The 17755-nt window shown below is 69.0% G+C and carries 17 protein-coding genes; 13 read left to right on the forward strand and 4 right to left on the reverse strand.

From position 1 onward, the window contains the following. The first annotated feature begins 239 nt into the window (after positions 1–239). Positions 240–467: a hypothetical protein gene (locus MFF24_RS03705; RefSeq protein WP_108940776.1), complete on the forward strand. Its 228-nt coding sequence runs from the start codon at positions 240–242 to the stop codon at positions 465–467. Between the two features lie 189 nt (positions 468–656). Continuing rightward, entirely contained in the window at positions 657–983 is a 327-nt protein-coding gene (locus MFF24_RS03710) for a hypothetical protein (RefSeq protein ID WP_238222448.1), read from the forward strand. A gap of 41 nt (positions 984–1024) precedes the next feature. Here the strand turns inward: MFF24_RS03710 and MFF24_RS03715 are convergent, their stop codons facing one another. Beyond that, the gene (locus MFF24_RS03715) at positions 1025–2053 is read right to left on the reverse strand and encodes an alpha/beta hydrolase (protein WP_238222449.1); all 1029 of its coding nucleotides are present in this window, start codon (positions 2051–2053) and stop codon (positions 1025–1027) included. 133 nt (positions 2054–2186) lie between these two features. After that, positions 2187–3479, reverse strand: coding sequence for an RsmB/NOP family class I SAM-dependent RNA methyltransferase (locus MFF24_RS03720; RefSeq protein ID WP_238222910.1), 1293 nt, complete (start codon positions 3477–3479; stop codon positions 2187–2189). A gap of 154 nt (positions 3480–3633) precedes the next feature. On the opposite strand from MFF24_RS03720, the gene MFF24_RS03725 reads away from it, so the two are divergent. Beyond that, positions 3634–3810, forward strand: a complete 177-nt coding sequence (locus tag MFF24_RS03725) for a hypothetical protein (RefSeq protein ID WP_238222452.1) — start codon at positions 3634–3636, stop codon at positions 3808–3810. A gap of 22 nt (positions 3811–3832) precedes the next feature. On the opposite strand, the gene panE is transcribed toward MFF24_RS03725, so the two are convergent. Further along, positions 3833–4771 (reverse strand): 2-dehydropantoate 2-reductase, encoded by a 939-nt coding sequence (panE, locus tag MFF24_RS03730; RefSeq protein WP_238222454.1) that lies wholly within the window; start codon positions 4769–4771, stop codon positions 3833–3835. 209 nt (positions 4772–4980) lie between these two features. Between panE and MFF24_RS03735 the strand changes: the two genes are divergently transcribed. Both MFF24_RS03735 and MFF24_RS03740 read left to right on the forward strand, forming a co-directional pair. After that, positions 4981–5904 carry a hypothetical protein gene (locus MFF24_RS03735; RefSeq protein WP_238222456.1) on the forward strand — a complete coding sequence of 308 codons (924 nt, stop codon included), beginning with the start codon at positions 4981–4983 and terminating at the stop codon, positions 5902–5904. 351 nt (positions 5905–6255) lie between these two features. After that, on the forward strand, positions 6256–7074 hold the full coding sequence (locus MFF24_RS03740; RefSeq protein WP_238222459.1) for a hypothetical protein: 819 nt from the start codon (positions 6256–6258) through the stop codon (positions 7072–7074). A gap of 601 nt (positions 7075–7675) precedes the next feature. On the opposite strand, the gene guaB is transcribed toward MFF24_RS03740, so the two are convergent. Beyond that, a complete protein-coding gene (gene guaB / locus MFF24_RS03745) occupies positions 7676–9169 on the reverse strand; it encodes an IMP dehydrogenase (RefSeq protein ID WP_108940783.1) in 1494 nt (497 codons plus the stop codon). A gap of 263 nt (positions 9170–9432) precedes the next feature. Between guaB and MFF24_RS03750 the strand changes: the two genes are divergently transcribed. From MFF24_RS03750 to MFF24_RS03785, 8 genes are all read left to right on the forward strand, one after another. Beyond that, a complete protein-coding gene (locus MFF24_RS03750) occupies positions 9433–10599 on the forward strand; it encodes an FtsW/RodA/SpoVE family cell cycle protein (RefSeq protein WP_238222461.1) in 1167 nt (388 codons plus the stop codon). Between the two features lie 115 nt (positions 10600–10714). Further along, positions 10715–11824 (forward strand): undecaprenyldiphospho-muramoylpentapeptide beta-N-acetylglucosaminyltransferase, encoded by a 1110-nt coding sequence (murG, locus tag MFF24_RS03755; RefSeq protein ID WP_238222463.1) that lies wholly within the window; start codon positions 10715–10717, stop codon positions 11822–11824. A 151-nt stretch (positions 11825–11975) separates the two neighbouring features. Further along, entirely contained in the window at positions 11976–13382 is a 1407-nt protein-coding gene (gene murC / locus MFF24_RS03760; RefSeq protein WP_108940786.1) for a UDP-N-acetylmuramate--L-alanine ligase, read from the forward strand. A gap of 3 nt (positions 13383–13385) precedes the next feature. Then, complete coding sequence (locus MFF24_RS28955) at positions 13386–14021, forward strand: endonuclease domain-containing protein (protein WP_308445586.1); 636 nt, start codon at positions 13386–13388, stop codon at positions 14019–14021. Next, a complete protein-coding gene (gene murB, locus MFF24_RS03770) occupies positions 13981–14913 on the forward strand; it encodes a UDP-N-acetylmuramate dehydrogenase (protein ID WP_238222465.1) in 933 nt (310 codons plus the stop codon). The genes MFF24_RS28955 and murB overlap by 41 nt, the downstream gene beginning before the upstream one ends. A 37-nt stretch (positions 14914–14950) precedes the next feature. Then, complete coding sequence (locus MFF24_RS03775) at positions 14951–15838, forward strand: SMI1/KNR4 family protein (RefSeq protein ID WP_238222467.1); 888 nt, start codon at positions 14951–14953, stop codon at positions 15836–15838. A 61-nt stretch (positions 15839–15899) separates the two neighbouring features. Then, the gene (locus MFF24_RS03780) at positions 15900–16823 is read left to right on the forward strand and encodes a D-alanine--D-alanine ligase (RefSeq protein WP_238222469.1); all 924 of its coding nucleotides are present in this window, start codon (positions 15900–15902) and stop codon (positions 16821–16823) included. Further along, a complete protein-coding gene (locus MFF24_RS03785; RefSeq protein WP_108940791.1) occupies positions 16790–17728 on the forward strand; it encodes a cell division protein FtsQ/DivIB in 939 nt (312 codons plus the stop codon). Before MFF24_RS03780 ends, MFF24_RS03785 begins: the two co-directional genes overlap by 34 nt. The last annotated feature ends 27 nt before the right edge of the window (positions 17729–17755 follow it).

Raw genomic sequence — 17755 nt, forward strand, 5'->3', positions numbered from 1 at the left:
CAGCGGAGCGTGTTCCAACCATGGCGTGGCTTCGGACGAGCGAAGACTCGGGACGACCGCGACCTCCGCCAAGGCGAAGGCCGCTGTTCGATGGTAGAAGCAATCAAATGATCGCCTTGAGCGAGCTCTTGTTCCAGGACAGCAACTGCGATCGTCGTCCGACCTCTGTTGTTAATCTGACGTTCACCGTTTCGGGGCGACACGGCACCCCCCTCGAAACGGACAGGAGTCATCCGACCATGAGAGCTGCCCTCTTCGGAATCGCCGTCACGCTCGCAGGTTTCGGCGCCGCCGCGCCGGCCCAGGCCCTTCCTCTCTCCGGTGCCGCTCCGCTTTCGGACGGATTGTTCCAGCAGGCCCAATACAGCCGCCGGGTCATCCGCGGCCCGCGCTGCAAAACCGTCGTCACTAAGCGCCGCGGCCGGTTCGGCCGGGTGGTGGTCACCCGCGAGCGCCGCTGCTTCTGATCGGCGCGAACGCACACAGGACGACGAGCGGCCCCCGGAAACGGGGGCCGTTTTCATGTGAACCGGCAGCGCTGCTTCAACGACTCCTCAGCGACGCGGGACGTTGACACGAAGGCCGGGAAGCCGCCACCGATCCGAGGTCATTGCTCGTCCTGCCAGGAAAGGCTTCAAAGGTTGTCCGGTGATCGGGTGCGCAAGCTGGCGTTAGGGCTCTTCGCCCTGTCCATCCTGTTAGGGGGTGGTCACCTTTTTACCGGGGTGGTCTACCTGTCGGACGAGCCGACCGCCCTGCTGGTGCTCAAGCGCGGACCGGCCCTTTGGATCGAACGCCCGGAGAGCCAAGACAGACCCCTGTCGGAACAGATCGTGCTCGACCGGGAGGAGCCCGATCTCGCCTACGGCTGGCTGTATTCTCCGTTGATGCGGCTGGCACCGATCCTCGCGCCCGGCTTGGCGGGTGTAGCGGTGCTCCTCCTCGCGATTTCCCGCCGAAGGCGGACCGGCGCGCAGGGCTGAATCCCTGAGACGACACGGAATGGAACCGACATCGTTCCTCGTTACGACTTCAACAGGCCGTGGCCGCGCATCCAGGCCATGAACAGGGCGGGCCAGGCCGCCGCCGGACTGCCCGGCACGCCGAGCCCGAAACCGTGGCCGCCGCGCTCGAACAGGTGCATCTCCGCCGGCACCTTCGCCGCCCGCAGGGCCGCGTACATCAGCAGGGGATGGTCGGTGACCGCGATCCGGTCGTCGGAGGCCTGGACCATGAAGACCGGCGGCGTCCGCTCGTTGACCTGAACCTCCACCGAGTAGGCCCGCCGCCGCGCATCCGGCGGATCGTCGCCGACGAGAACCCGGCGGCTCGACATGGTGCGGTCGAACGGCGCCCGCATGGTGATGATCGGATAGATCAGCCCGGCGAAGGAGGGACGGGCGCTCAGGCCGTCCGCATCGTCCATGTCGTCGTAGAGATCCTGCTCGGCATCGGTCGCGGTCACGCCCATCAGGTGGCCGCCCGCGGAGAAGCCGAGCACGCCGATCCGGTCGGGGTCGAGACCGTATTCCTCCGCCTTCCACCGGATCAGGCGCATGGCGCGCTGCGCATCCTGGCGGGGCGCGTCGGGGCCGTCGCGCCATTCCTTGCTCGGAAGCCGGTAGACCAGGATGAAGGCCGTGATGCCGGCGCGCGCCAACCACTGCCCGACCGGAAGCCCCTCGTTGCCGATGTCGATGCGCAGATAGCCGCCGCCCGCCGCGATCAGGACGCCGGCGCCGTTCGGACGCTGTGGGCGGATGACGAGGAGGCAAGGGCGCGCCACGGCGGTGATGACGCCGGTCAGGGTCTCGTCGAAGCGGTATTCCGAGCGGAACGGTCCGCCGCCCCCCGGCGGCAGATCCGGCCACAGGTCGATGACGTCGAGATCGGAGCCGGGCGCGGCCTTCGGCAAGGGCTGGACGACCTCGCCGGTCTGCGGACGGACCGGGAGCCTGAGGGCCAGTTGCTGGTCCGGCTGCTGCGCCCGCGCCCCGACTCCGGCCAGCACCGTCGCCGTCCCTGCCAGGAGGGCTCGCCGGTGGAGGGTCATGGTCTCGGCCTCGCCGTCATCGAAACTCCCGCTGCGGCACCGCGCGGGAATCTCGTCCGTGACGGCAGCCCCGCGTGTCCGGCACGCGGCTGCCGGGACAACGGCGAAGGCGCGGGACCGATCCGCCTTCGAATCAACTTTTGCGTGTCATCGTCGCGACATAGAAGCCGTCGGTGCCGGTCAGCGCCGGGCTCATCTGAATGCCGCGTGCCGTCCGGCGGACCCGGTCGTCGAGACCTGGAACGGGGGCGAGATCGGTCGCCTTCGCCTGGATCGCGGGGCCGGCGCGCCGGAGCAGACCGTCCACGGCGGCGTCGTTCTCCTCGGGCAGGAGAGAGCAGGTGACGTAGACCAGGGTGCCGCCCGGCCGCAGGAGTTTGGCCGCGCGGTCGAGCACCTCGGCCTGCTCGGCGAGCCGGCCGGCGAGGCTGCCCGGCCGCAGGCGCCACTTGGCGTCGGGGTTGCGACGCCAGGTGCCGGTGCCGGTGCAGGGCGCGTCGACCAGCACTCGATCGACCGTTCCATCGAGATCGGCCAGCACGTCGGCGCGCGCCTTGCCGGTGCGCGGGGTGCGAACCTCCACCTCCGCGCCCGAGCGGCGCAGGCGCTCGTGGATCGGCGCAAGGCGGCGCGGATCGGCATCGGTGGCGATGATCCGGGCGGCGTTGCCGGTGATCGCGGCGAGCGCTAGAGACTTGCCGCCCCCGCCCGCGCAGAGATCGACGATCGTCTCGCCCGGCCGCGCCCCGGCGAGCAGGCTCGCGATCTGCGAGCCCTCGTCCTGGATCTCGAACCCGCCCTCGAGAAACAGCGGATCGACGTGGAGCGCCGGGCCGCGCCCATCCTCGCCGAGCGGGATGCGAAGGCCCAGCGGCGAGAGCGGCGTCACCTCGGGCGAGAGGTCGGCGAGCGCCGCAAGCGCGGCGTCGCGATCCTGCTTCAGGGTGTTGGCGCGGATATCGAGCGGCGCCCGGCGGCCGAGCGCCCGCAACTCGGGCAGCAGCGCATCGCCGAACAGGGCGGTCAGCGAGGGCAGGACGAAGGCCGGTGCATCGCCCGCGACCTCGGGCGGCGCGTCGGCGAGGCTTCCCTCCGCCAGCCGCTTCCGCTCATCCTCGGTCAGGGGAGGGGGGGCGAAGCGCGCGCCGTCGAACAGCGAGGCGATGCTCGGCTCGGCGAGGCCCCGCTGCAGGCGCAGCATGCCGATGACGATGGCGCGGCCGGTCTCCCCGCCCATGATCCAGGCGGCCGATGCCCGGCGCCGGAGGCCGTCATAGACGAGACTCGCGATCGCCGCGCGGTCGCCGGAGCCGGCGAAGCGGTGGGCGAGGCCCCAATCCTTGAGGGCGTCGGCGGCCGGCCGGCGACGCCCGGCGATGTCGTCGAGGATCTCGATGGCGGCGGAGAGGCGGGCGGAGGGGGTCAGGATCGGCTCCGGAAACGTTTCGTTAAACTTGCCACCGTGCGGCCACGCTTGGACCCGCGGCCCGACACGTTACGGCCGAGCTTCCGGCTCTTTGCCCGTCCAGAACGGCACGATGGCCCCGTCCGTCAAGGACATGTGAGGAAAGGACCCTCGGATGCCGTCCCTGAAGCCCGTCATCTGCGCCAGCCTGCTGGCGCTCACGCTCGCCGCCTGCTCCACCGCTCCGGCCGCGCCCGCCCTCGATCCGGTGCCCCCGCCCGCGCCTCGGCCCGACGCCAAGACGCAGCTCGAATACGGCAACCCGCCGCCGATCGGGCGCGGTGGCTACTGAGCCGAGGCAAAAGCGGGGCGGCTCAGGCCGCCTCGCGGGCGCGCCGGTGCTCGTAGGCCTTGAGGTGCGTCAGCACTCTTTCGAGCACCGGCGTCTCGACGCCCTTGGCCCGTCCGCGCTCGATCAGATCGCCGATGATGTGGTCGGCCTCGATGCGGGCACCCCCCTCGATGTCGCGCAGCATCGAGGCGGTCATCGCCGAGCCCTCCGTCGTCAGCATCTTGCGAGCGCCGGCAAACACCTTCTCGCGCGCGGCATTTCCGTTGGCGCCCGCCACCGCCTGGCACTCATCGTGCAACGCCTCGATGAAGACCCGTCCGCCGGGAGCCGCGACGATGTCGCCGAGCGCCGAGCGCATCAGCGTCGTCGCGCCCGCCAGCGTCGCGAGGAAGACCCACTTCTCCCACATCTCCAGCAGGATCTTGTCGCTGGAACGCGGCTGGAAGCGCACGCCCTCCATCTGCGCCTCGATCCGCCCGAGCCGCTCGGAGCGGCTGCCGTCGCGTTCGCCGTAGGTGAGGCTGTGCAGGTCGGTCATCTGCCGGATCGTGCCGTCGCGCGTCAGCGTCGCGACGATGCCGCAGCTCCCGCCCAGCACCCGCTCGGCGCCGTAGGCCCGATCCAGCACGTCGAGATGCCGTAGGCCGTTGAGGATCGGCAGCACCGCCGTGCCGGCTCCGACGGCGGGCGCGACGTCCGCCACCGCCGTGTCGAGGTCGTAGGCCTTCGCGGAGAGGAGCACGAGGTCGAACGGGCCGGCGCCAGCGAGCCGGTCGGCCGTCACTGTCTGCGGGCTCGCGATGTGCAGGTCGCCCACCGGGCTGAGAACCCGCAGGCCGTTCGCGGCGAGCCGCTCGGCACGCGCCGGGCGCACGAGGAAGGTCACGTCCCGCCCGGCTTCCGCCAGCCGCGCCCCGAAATAGCCGCCGGTCGCGCCGGCACCGACCACGAGAATCCGCATCGTCCTCCCCTTTCGTTGCGTCCTCACATACCGCGAAGTCCCGACTCCCGCACCCCACCGGATTTGCGATCCGCTCATCACCTTTCTCGATCATGCGGCCGATCACCCCGACAGATCTGGAGTCGCGAGAGGGCTGCGGCTAAGCTTGGTTCCACCAGACGACCCCTGCATTCCGCACCGGCGATTTCTGGCTTTTCGCGGATTTCGCCATGCGCCCCCTCTCGATCCTCGCTGCTCTGGCCGCAGGAATGCTTCCCGTTCTCGGTTCACACGCCGCCTCGGCCGGCGAACGCCAGCCGTTCGAAGTCGTGAAGGGTTGGGAGGTCGAGCGCACCGTCGGCGATACCAGTGCCAATCCTTGCTTGATGACCCATGCCTACGAGGACGAGGACGACAACAATGCCGCCAATGCGGTGGTGTTCGCCCTGCGGGGGTCCTCGGCCGCGCTGGTTCTGGTCTATCAGGGGTGGCGCTTCGACAAGGAGGAGCCGATCAAGGTGCCGCTCTTCCTCGACAAGAAGCCGATCAGGGTGAAGACGACCTGGATCGGGGACGGGAAGACCCTGCGTACGCAACTTCCCGACACTGTCGTGCCCGACATGCTCGCGGCCAAGACGGTGATCCTGCGCTTCGAGGACAGCGACGCGGATTTCCGCATTCCGAATTTCGCGGCGGGCTACGAGGCGCTACGACGCTGCGATGCCACGCCGGCCACTGCGACGGCCCCTCAGCCGAGCCAACCCGGAACCGCCGCGCTTCAGGCTTTACCGGCTCAACCCACGGCGCCGGCTCAGCCGCCCACGCCATCTCAGCAGCGGATCGCGGCCTACGTCGTCGGGCTGTCGGTGCAACGGGTGCTGAAGGAATGCGACGTGACCTCGACGGGGAAGCAGCGCACCGCCGTCGACGCCAGAATGGCCGCGCTCCAGCCCGAGATGGCGCCGCTCGAAGCGCAGCTTCGAAGCGAATTGAAGCGCAACGGCGAGACCTGCCCCCCGGCGGACAAGCAGGCGGACTTCCAAGAGATCCTGCGCAAGATGATCGAGCTGAGCCCGGAAGACTTCGTCGCGGCTCTCGAGAAGCAACCCGCGGCGGAGAATGCGGCGAAAGCGGCGCCCGATTCGAAGCTTTGAGGAGAACCTCGAAAGGCGAGTTCGACCGGCAGGACGGCGCATGAGACATCGGCGCGTTCGATCCGTCGGACACCTGCGTCGGCACGCCCTGCCGACGCAGATCTGCTGTGCGAGCACGAGCAAGCGGCGAGGTTCGCGACCGGAGACGGCCGAACCGGCGGGCGAGAGCGGATTTCACCGTACTCCGCTACCCCGCAAAACCCTGTGCGGGATGCGCCCTTCAAGGCTGGCTGCGATGGCGGCCTGCGGCTAGGCTTCGTCAGCCGGCGAGCTGTCCCGCGTTCCGTGGGTGGCTCGGGCCGGTCGTCCCCGCGGAGATGTCGCGTGCGCCTCTCACTCGTCACGGCAGCGATGCTGGCGACGCTCCTCGGCGGCCCGCTGACCGCCGCGGACCGCGCATCGTTCGCGCCCGTCGGCGACTGGGCTATCGAGCGCCGTCCCGGCCCATCCGACGCACCTGCCTGCCGGATGACCCGCACCGAGCGGGACGCGCAAGGCGAGATCAGCCGGCTGGTGATCGTCTCCCTCAATCGCGGTGGTCTCACCCTGGCGATTGCGGACAGGAACTGGGATTTCCCGGCAGGCGAGCGTTTCGCCGTTCCGATGCTCCTCGACGGCAAGCCCGCCGGGACGACGCTGATCTGGACCGGCGACGGCCAGATCCTGCGCACGCCGCTGCCGGAAACGATCGTGCCCGATCTGTTGGGCGCGCGGGCGATGGCGCTTCGCTTCGCCGAAGGCGATATGGCCGTGGCCCTCCCCGATTTCGCAGCGGCGGTCGCCGCTCTGCGGCTCTGCGCGGCCGGACAGGCGAGCCAGCCCACGGTGGCGGTGGAGCCTCCGCTGCCGTCGAGGGCGCGGATGGCCGCGTACACAGTGGGGCTCGCCCTTCAGGGCGTGCTGCGGACCTGCAAGGTGGTCGCGACCGATGCGCAGCGTGAAGCGGTCGAGGCGAGGATGGCGGCGCTCCGGCCCGAGATGGCCCCCTTTGAGGCGGCGATGCGCGCGCAGGTGACGAAGTCGCGCGGCTTTGCCTGCCCGACCGCCGACAGGGAAGCGGAGTTCCAGGAGGCCTTGCGCCGCTTCATCACCCTCAGCCCGGACGAGTTCGCAAGCGTGATCGACCGGCAGGCGGAGGCCGCACCGGGCACTCCGGTCGCGAAGCCATAGAGCGTCGCCTCACGAGGTGACTGCCGAGCTTCGGGAAAACACGATGCACAACACGAGGCAAGCGCGTGGAGGGCGAAGAACCGGGCGCGACTTGATTCATGTCATTGCGAACAGGCGCCTGCCAAGGAAATCTTCTTTGGCGCCCGGCGAAATTTCCGCCCTGTTCCGGAGCGGCGGCAATTTGTCTCCGTTGGGCGTATTCCTCCCAAGACTTGCTCTCCGCAGCCACATCAGGGATGCGGAGATTTTTTTAAATTCGGAAGAGACTTTCTATCGCCAGATTAATCTTCAATAAGTTTCCAATTGTGGTGTTCGCCTACGCTTGTCGCCTTGCGGAGGCCGACGATGCGGCACACTCTCTCACCGCCCCCGGCCACGCCACGGGATCGCGCCGTCCCCATCACGCTCTGCGTGATGATCCTGCTGGAATGCCTGATCCTGCTGGTCAGTCTGATCTGGCTTTGAGGCCGATTCCGCACGGCCCCGTCCGAGAGCATCGTCCCGAACGGTGGGTCCCGGCTTTCAAAGAAGGCGAAGCAAAAACGCCTAGCGAGAGCATCGTCCGGAATTCGAGATCCCGGACGACGCTCCGGTGGTCGCGTCAGGCCCGGCTCGGATAGTTCGGGCTCTCGCGGGTGATCGTCACGTCGTGGACGTGGCTCTCGCGCAGGCCCGCATTGGTGATGCGCACGAACTGGGCCCGCTCCTGGAAGTCCGGCACGGTCGCCGCGCCGACATAGCCCATCGCCGCCCGCAGGCCGCCGGCGAGCTGGTGCAGCACCGCCGCAACCGGCCCCTTGTACGGCACCTGCCCCTCAATGCCCTCGGGCACGAGCTTGTGGGTGTCGCTGACCTCGGCCTGGAAGTAGCGGTCGGCCGAGCCGCGGGCCATGGCGCCCACCGAGCCCATGCCGCGGTAGCTCTTGTAGGAGCGGCCCTGGTAGAGGAACACCTCGCCCGGCGCCTCGTCGGTACCGGCGAGCAGCGAGCCCAGCATGGCAACGGAGGCTCCCGCGGCGATCGCCTTGGCGAGGTCGCCCGAGAACTTGATGCCGCCGTCGGCGATCACCGGCACGTCCGCGCTCTGCGCTGCCTCGACAGCCTCCATCAGCGCCGTGAGCTGGGGCACGCCGACGCCCGCGACGATGCGGGTGGTGCAGATCGAGCCCGGTCCGATACCGACCTTCACCGCGTCGGCGCCGGCATCGATCAGGGCGCGGGCGCCCTCCGCCGTGGCGACGTTTCCGGCGATGATCTGCACGGCGTTGGAGAGCTGCTTCACCCGTGCGACGCTGTCGAGCACCTTGCGGGAATGGCCGTGGGCGGTGTCGACCACGATCACGTCGCAGCCCGCATCGATCAGGCGCTCGGCCCGCTCGAAGCCGGAATCCCCCGTGGTGGTCGCGGCCGCAACCCGAAGCCGGCCCTGCTCGTCCTTGACGGCGTTCGGGTAGGTGACCTGCTTCTCGATATCCTTGACGGTGATGAGGCCGATGCAGCGGTAGTGGTCGTCGACCACGAGCAGCTTCTCGATGCGGAACTGGTGCAGCAGCCGCTTGGCCTCGTCCTGGGTCACGCCCTCGCGCACGGTGATGAGCCGGTCGCGGGTCATCAACTCGGCGACCGGCTGGCCGATATTGGTGGCGAAGCGCACGTCGCGATTGGTCAGGATGCCGACGAGTTTTCCGCGCGAGCCGTTGGGGCCGCGCTCGACCACCGGGATTCCAGAGATCCGGTTTTTCTTCATCACCTCGAAGGCGTCGGCGAGCGTCTCGTCGGGGTGGATGGTGATCGGGTTGAGCACCATGCCCGACTCGTACTTCTTGACGAGGCGGACCTGCTCGGCCTGCTCGGCCGGCTCGAGGTTGCGGTGGATCACGCCCAGTCCGCCGTTCTGCGCCATGGCGATCGCCATCGGCGCTTCGGTGACGGTGTCCATCGCCGAGGCGATGATCGGCAGATTGAGCCGGATCGTTTTGGTGAGACGGGTCGCGACGTCGACCTCGGTCGGCATAACCGAGGAGGCGGCGGGGCGCAGCAGCACGTCGTCGAAGGTGAGGCCCTCGATGATCGTGTCAGCGCTGATACGGGCCATGGAAACCAACTCCGGAGACGGGTGTTGCGCCGGGCCGGAAGCGTCCGGCCAGCGGGATCGGGTTGGCAGGGGCCAGTATCATGGTGCGCGGCGCACGCAAAGCCGCTGAGACCGATTGCGGTGCATGGCTGTTGGGCAATCGAAGCGTCTGCGCGCAGTTCTGATCCGTCGCGGCAACCCCCCATTAACCCTTACGTTCCACGATCACGGCGGACCGCCCGCGTCCTGTTGCGGGACCGGCCGGCTGGAGACGAGCCCTCGCCATGATGTCGCGCGCCGAACGCAGTCCCCTGGCCGATTGGTGGTGGACGGTCGATCGCGGCCTGCTTGCGGGCCTCGGCTGCCTGATGGTGGCCGGTCTTGTCTTCCTGATGGGCGGCGGCCCGCCGGTGGCCGAGCGCATCGGCCTGCCGACCTTCTACTTCCTGAACCGTCAGGCAATGTATCTCGCCCCGACGATTCTGCTCATCATCGCCGTCTCGTTCCTCTCGGTGCGCCACATCCGGCGCTTCGCGCTGGTGACGTGGCTGGTCGGCGTGGCGCTCTGCATCCTCGCCGGCAAGTTCGGCCCCGAGATCAAGGGCGCGCATCGCTGGATCCAGATCGGCTCCTTCGGTCTTCAGCCGTCGGAATTCGTGAAGCCCGCCTTCGTGATCGTCACGGCCTGGGCCTTCTCGGAAGGCGCCAACCGCCGCGACATGCCCGGCGTCACCCTGGCGTTCCTGCTGCTGCCGCTGACCATCGTGCCGCTGATCCTCCAGCCCGATTTCGGCCAGACCATGCTGATCACGATGGTGTGGTGCACCCTGTTCTTCGTCGCCGGTCTCCACTGGTTCTGGGTGGCGGGCCTCGGATTGGCCGGCATGGTCGGCGTGTTCACCGCCTACACCTTCCTCCACCACGTGCGCGAGCGCATCAACCGCTTCATGGACCCGGAATCCGGCGACAGCTTCCAGGAGGTCTGGTCGCGGGAATCCTTCAACTCGGGCGGCTGGTTCGGCACCGGGCCGGGCGAGGGCGTGGCCAAGCGCCATCTGCCCGACGCGCATACCGACTTCATCTTCTCGGTGACGGGCGAGGAATTCGGCGTGCTGGTCTGCCTGGGCCTCGTGGCGCTCTTCGCCTACATCGTCATCCGCGGGCTGAAGCTCGCGCGCCGTACCGACGACACCTTCACGAGGCTCGCCATCACCGGTCTGACCACGCTCTTCGGCCTCCAGGCCTGCATCAATATGGCGGTGAACACGCAGCTCATGCCGGCCAAGGGCATGACCCTGCCGTTCGTGTCCTACGGCGGCTCGTCGCTGATCTCGCTGGCGCTCGGCATGGGTTTCCTCGTGGCACTCACCCGCAAGCGTCCGCGCACCACGACGATCAACGAGCGCCCGCCCGGCACCGTGCCCTCGGCCGTTCCAGGGCTGATGCAGTGATCCCGGCGACCGCGACCATGACCTCCTACTGCCGAATGCCGCCGGCAAGCGCGAGCGCGCGCCGCCGCCCGTGCGGCGGACCGTCCTCGAGGCGTCAGCATCGAGGACAGCCTTCATGACCGTCTTCACACCCCTGGTCCTCGTCTGCGCGGGTGGAACCGGCGGCCACCTATTCCCGGCCCAGAGCCTCGCCTACGCCCTGAAGGAGCGCGGCATCCGCGTTGCACTCGCCACCGACGCCCGCGTCGACTCGATCGCGGGCGACTTTCCGGCGGAAGAGATCGTCACCATCGCCTCGGCGACGCCGTCGGGCCGCTCGGCCCTGCGCCGGGCCGGCGCCGTGCTGACGCTGGGACGCGGTTTCGGGCAGGCCGCCCGCGCCGTGCGGCGGCTGAACCCGGCCGCCGTCGTCGGCTTCGGCGGCTATCCGACCGTGCCGCCGATGCTGGCGGCGCAGTTGCTGCGGGTGCCCACCATCCTGCACGAGCAGAATGCAGTGATGGGCCGGGCCAACAGTTTCCTGGCCAAGGGCGCGCGGGTGATCGCCACCGGCTTCAAGGAGGTGCGCGGCGTCCCCGACAAGGCGACGGCGCGGCGCGTCCACACCGGCAACCCGATCCGCCCGGCGGTGCTGGCGGTGGCCGAGACGCCCTATCCGGCCCTCGACGGGGACTCGCCCCTGCGCCTCCTCGTCTTCGGCGGAAGCCAGGGGGCCCGCGTGATGAGCGAGGTCGTGCCGGCGGCGATCGAGCGGCTGCCGGAAGACCTGCGCGCCCGGCTTCACCTCGTGCAGCAGGCGCGGCCGGAGGATCTGACCGCGACGCAGAACCGCTACCTCGCCATGGGGCTCGGCGGGATCGAGGCGGCGCCGTTCTTCAAGGATCTCCCCGGTCGCATGGCCGCCGCTCATCTCGTGGTGGCGCGCTCGGGCGCCTCGACGGTGTCGGAACTCGCCGCGATCGGCCGGCCCGCCATCCTCGTGCCGCTGCCCGGCGCGCTCGATCAGGATCAGGCGGCCAACGCCGCGACGCTGGCACAGATCGGCGCCGCGCTCTCGATTCCGCAGACCGCCTTCACCCCCGACCGGCTCGCCGCCGAGCTCGTGGACCTGTTCGAGGCGCCGCGGAAATTGACCCAAGCCGCCGCTGCCGCCAAAACCGCCCGAATCCTCGATGCGGCCGACCGCCTCGCCGCACTCGTCGTCGAGACCGCGGCCGCAACGTGAAATCTGCGGCAAGCCCGAAAAGGCTTACCGCGTCCGGCGGACGACCGCCGCCCCGCAGTCGCGGGGGCGGGCTTCGACGATGCAGGATCGTCGAAGCCCGGAACGAGACAGCCTGGGTTCGTCAGCGCCCCGGACTCAAAAGGTTTTCGATATGAAGCTGCCCGAAAAGCTCGGCCCCATCCATTTCATCGGCATCGGCGGCATCGGCATGTCCGGCATCGCCGAGGTGATGGCCAATCTCGGCTACACCGTGCAGGGCTCGGACGCGAACGACAACGCCAACGTCCGACGGCTCGCCGAGAACGGCATCCGCACCTTCGTCGGCCACCGCGCCGAGAACGTCGAGAACGCCGCCCTGGTCGTGGTCTCGACCGCGATCCGCCGCGACAATCCGGAACTGGTCGAGGCCCGAGAGCGCCGTCTGCCGGTGGTGCGCCGGGCCGAGATGCTGGCGGAGCTGATGCGCTTCAAGTCCTGCGTGGCGGTAGCCGGCACCCACGGCAAGACCACGACGACCTCGCTCGTCGCGACGCTCCTCGACGCCGGCAATCTCGACCCGACCGTGATCAACGGCGGCATCATCAACGCCTACGGCACCAACGCGCGCATGGGCGGCGGCGACTGGATGGTGGTGGAGGCCGACGAATCCGACGGCACCTTCCTCAAGCTGCCGGCCGATGTCGCCATCGTCACCAATATCGATCCCGAGCATCTCGACCATTTCGGCTCGTTCGACGCGATCAAGGACGCCTTCCGGCGCTTCATCGACAACATCCCGTTCTACGGCTTCGCGGTGATGTGCATCGACCATCCGATCGTGCAGGATCTGGTGGGCCACATCGAGGATCGGCGCATCATCACCTACGGCGAGAACCCGCAGGCCGACGTGCGCCTGCTCGATATCGACCTGAAGGGCGGCCAGAGCCGCTTCCGGGTGATGATCCGCGACCGCCGCCCCGGCTTCCGCCTGGAGATGCAGGATCTCGTCCTGCCTATGCCCGGCCGCCACAACGCCCTCAACGCCACCGCCGCTCTCGCGGTGGCTCACGAACTCGGCGTGTCCGAAGAGGCGATCCGCAAGGCGCTGGCCGGCTTCGGCGGCGTCAAGCGCCGCTTCACCCGCACGGGCGAGTGGAACGGCGCGGCGATCTTCGACGATTACGGCCACCACCCGGTGGAGATCGCCGCGGTGCTGCGCGCGGCCCGTTCCTCGACCGACGGCAACGTGATCGCGGTGGTGCAGCCGCACCGCTACACCCGGCTGCAATCGCTGTTCGAGGATTTCTGCACCTGCTTCAACGACGCCGACACGGTGATCGTCGCCCCCGTCTACGCGGCGGGCGAGGCGCCGATCGAGGGCATCGACCGCGATTCGCTGATCAGCGGTCTGAAGGCCCGCGGCCACCGCGACGCGGTGGCGCTGGACCGGCCGGAGGATCTCGCCCGGCTGGTTGCCGGCCGCGCCGGACCGAACGATTACGTGGTGTGCCTCGGTGCCGGCACGATCACACAGTGGGCCTATGCGCTGCCGGGCGAGCTGGCAGCGTTGCAGGGGTGAGATGTGCGCTCCGCAGAGGACGAGCGGAGGCCGTTTCGTAAGCGGCTTCGGCACGACCAGTCCGAGACCGACCGCCGGCTGCGGTTTCGTCTCCGAGACCGTCGTCTCGCCGGGTTCAAGTTCGTCCGGCAGGAGAGCATCGGCCTGTATGTGGCGGATGTCTGCTGCCGCGAGGCGAGGCTGATCGTCGAGCTCGACGGCTCTCAGCATGCGGACAGCGCCTATGACGCCGAGAGAGATGCGTGGCTGGTCGAGCGTGGCTACCGCGTTCTCCGTTTTTGGAACGCGGAGGTTTCGAACAACGTCATCGGCGTATTAGACACAATCCTTGCCGCGCTTCCTTCCTCTCTCCGCACGCGGGGAGAGGGTCGCGACGACCTCGGACCTCGGGTCTACCCGAGTTCCGATCTGGAATGCCCAAATCGGGCAAGCCCGACTTGGGTCGTCGGCGCGACGAGCCCGCAGGGCGATGGTGAGGGGCTTCGACGCGTGAGCCTCCTCCGGATCGGCCCCCTCACCCCCGGCTGCCGTCTCGCTTCGGCGACGACGAGGTCGCCGAAGCCCTCTCCCCGCATGCGGGGAGAGGGGGAGACCCTGGATGACCGCCTTTCCCGATCTGATCGAAACAATCCGCGCTGACGCGCCCAACCTTCGCGGCCGCCTGCTCGAAAACCAGTCGCTGGCCGACCTCACATGGTTCCGTGTCGGGGGGCCGGCGCAGGTGCTGTTCAGCCCGGCCGACGCAGAGGACCTTTCGCAGTTCCTCGCCGCCCTCGACCCGTCCGTACCTTCCACGGTGATCGGGCTGGGCTCGAACCTGATCGTGCGTGACGGCGGCATTCCCGGCGTGACGATCCGGCTCGGCGGCAAGGCGTTCGGCTCGATCGAGATCGATGGCGAGACCGTTCGCGCCGGCACCGCCGTGCCGGACATGCGGCTCGCCAAAGCGGCGGCGGAAGCCAGCCTCGACGGGCTCGCCTTCTTCCGCGGCATTCCCGGCTCGGTCGGCGGCGCGTTGCGGATGAATGCAGGGGCGCATGGCGGCGAGACCACCGACGTGCTGGTGGAAGCCCGCGGCATCGACCGGAAGGGCGAACTCCGCACTTTCACCCATGCCGAGATGGGCTTTCGCTACCGCCACTCCTCGGCACCGGACGACGTAATTTTCACGAGCGCGACCTTCCGCGGGCGCCCCGGCGATCGCGAAGCGATCGAGGCGGAGATGGAGCGCGTCACCGCCGCCCGCGAGGCGGCGCAGCCGATCCGCGAGCGCACCGGCGGCTCGACCTTCAAGAATCCGGAGGGCGGCAAGGCGTGGCAGCTCATCGACGCCGCCGGCTGTCGCGGCCTGACCCTGGGCGGGGCCCAGGTCTCGGAGATGCACTGCAACTTCCTGATCAACCGCGGCGGCGCCACCGCCGCCGACATCGAGGGGCTCGGCGAGGAGGTGCGCCGCCGGGTGCGCGAGCATTCGGGCTTCGAGCTGCACTGGGAGATCAAGCGGATCGGCGTCGAGGCGTCGCCCGCCTGACGGAACGCCCGCGTCGAGAACGCAGGAAGGATCGCCCATGGCCCCGACCGACCCGACAGCCCTGGCGGAGCATCTCGGCCGACTCGTCGACGAGATCACGGCCGGGGCCGATGCGGCGCGCACGGGCGGTGACATCCTGCGCCTGCGGGACCGGCTCAACCGCGAATGGGACGGCGCGAAGCCGGGCGCCCATCTCTCCGGGGAAACCTACGCCGCCCTGCGGCGTCGCAGCGAGGCGGCGCATACCCGCCTCACCAAGCGCTTCGTCGCTCTCCGCGACGTTTCTCCGCAACCGAAACCGCTGCTCCTCATCGATCCCGAGCCGCCGACGGTCGAGACGTTCTTCGAAGGGGCCGCGCCAGTCGTGGACGGGGCAGCCGAGCCGGAGGCAGCGATCCGCGCGGTGGAAACCCGCCTTGGGGTGAGCCTGCCCGCGACGCTCAGGGCGCTCTATCGGCGCCGGAACGGCGGCCCGACGGACTTTTTCCTTGCCACCGATGTCGCCGACGCGCCTCTGCGGTTCGAGGGCGATGAAGCTGTCAGCGAGGCCCATGAACTCTGGCGGACGGTATTGCCGGGCTTCGGCCTGATCGCCCTGGAGAGGCTGGAACCCCTCGGCGCGATCAGTGACGGGATCGATTTCGGCAGCGAAGACGAATCCTGGCGCGCCGCTCTGCCGGGGATCGACCGCCTGATCCCGATCAGCCATCACGGCTTCGACCTTTGGCTGTGCCTCGACTACGCAGACGCCGTCCCCGAGCCGTCGGTGGTGCTGTTCGACGCGACGTCGTTCGAGCGGTCCGGCGATATCACCTTCCGCCGTCCCGATTTTTCGACGTTCTTCGCCGGGCTCCGGTGGCACGGCATCACCGTCGAGGACGGCGTCGCACTGCGCGGTAACCGGCTCCTCGGCGAGGAGGCCTGATTGTCTCGCCCACACCATCCGGCGCCCGCGGCGCCCAATCAGCCCTGAAAGGCTCTAGCCGATGTCCAAGCACGTCGCCGTCCTGATGGGCGGCTGGTCCTCCGAGCGGGAAATCTCGCTTCGCTCCGGCAATGCCTGCGCCGGGGCGCTGGAAGGGGAGGGGTATCGCGTCACCCGCGTCGATGTCGGACCCGACATTGCGACGGTGCTGACCGAGCTCAAGCCCGACGCGGCGCTTAACGCCCTCCATGGCCCGGCGGGCGAGGACGGCACGATCCAGGGCCTGCTGGAGATCCTGAAGATCCCCTACACCCATTCCGGCGTGCTGGCCTCGGCGCTCGCGATGCACAAGGAGCGTGCCAAATTGGTCATGCGGGCGGCCGGAGTCAGCGTTCCGGAGGGCCGGGTCGTTAACCGTCATGATGCGGCGAAGTCACACCCGTTAACCCCTCCCTATGTCGTGAAGCCGATCGCCGAGGGCTCCTCCATGGGGGTCATCATCGTGCGCGACGAACGCTCGCATCCGCCCCAGATCCTGGCCTCCGACGAATGGGTCTACGGCGAGGAAGTGCTTGCAGAGACTTACGTTGCCGGCCGCGAGCTGACCTGCGCCGTGCTGGGCGACCGGGCGCTCGGAGTGACCGAGATCAAGCCCGTCTCGGGGGAGTGGTACGACTTCGAGGCTAAGTACGCCGGAGGCGGGTCGATCCACGTCCTCCCCGCCGATCTTAAACTAAATATTTACCAGCGTGTCCAAGAGTTGGCGTTAACGGCGCATCAAGCACTGGGATGCCGTGGCGTCAGCCGTGCCGACCTTCGCTACGACGACACACCGGGAGGAACCGGTGCCCTCGTCGTTCTGGAGGTCAACACGCAGCCAGGGATGACCCAGACGAGCCTTGTGCCGGAGATCGCGGCCCACGCAGGCCTGAGTTTCGGTGAACTCGTCCGATGGATGGTGGAGGACGCTTCTCTCAACCGCTGAACGCCGCCGGCACGTCCGGCAGCGGCGGGATCCTCGCGGGGCTACGGCTTCCTCGGATCCTCAGGCGGTTCTCGTCGGCGCGTCGGCTGCGGCCGGCGGTGCCGATCGAGGCGCGCGTGCCGCGGCTCGCGGGCACGGCGCTGGTCGCCGGGCTCGCCGGCACCGTCGCGCTGACCGGCTTCGTCATGAGCGGACGCTACGACAGCTTCGTTGCCGAGAACGGCCGTCCGCTCGATATCCTCGCCCGAATCGCCGGCTTCGGCGTCGAGCGGGTGACCATTACCGGCCTGTCGCGGATGTACGAGCGCGAGGTGCTGAGCACCGCGGGCATCGACTGGCGCTCCTCCGTGCCGTTCCTCGACGTCGATGCGGTGCGCGACCGTCTGCTCGCCGAGAAGCTGATCGCCAGCGCCTCCGTGCGCAAGCTCTACCCCAACGAGATCGTCATCAACCAAGTCGAGCGCGAGCCGGCCGCCCTGTGGCAGCAGAACGGCGAGATCCAGGTGATTGCCGCCGACGGCAAGGTGATCGACGACCTGCGCGACGAGCGCTACGTCAACCTGCCGCTCGTCGTCGGGGCGGGAGCCAACGAGCGCCTCAAGGAATATCTCGCGCTGATCGAGGCGGCCGGTCCGCTCGGCTCGCGCATCCGCGCCGGCACCTATGTCTCCGGCCGGCGCTGGACGCTCAAGCTCGACGGCGTCGACATCCGCCTGCCCGAGGCCGCCCCCGCCGAGGCGCTGGCGCGGCTGGTGCGGCTCGAGCGGGAGAGCAAGATTCTGGAGAAGGACATCATCGCGGTCGACCTGCGCATGGCCGATCGCGTCGTGGTGCGCCTGACCGAGGAGGCCGCGGCCACCCGGGCCGAGAGCCGCAAGAAGCCGAAGAAGGGGACCGCGACATGATCGCGTTCCGCCCCGCCGCACTCTCCT

It is taken from the genome of Methylorubrum aminovorans, assembly GCF_022179725.1.
GTDB classification, from domain to species: Bacteria; Pseudomonadota; Alphaproteobacteria; order Rhizobiales; family Beijerinckiaceae; genus Methylobacterium; species Methylobacterium aminovorans.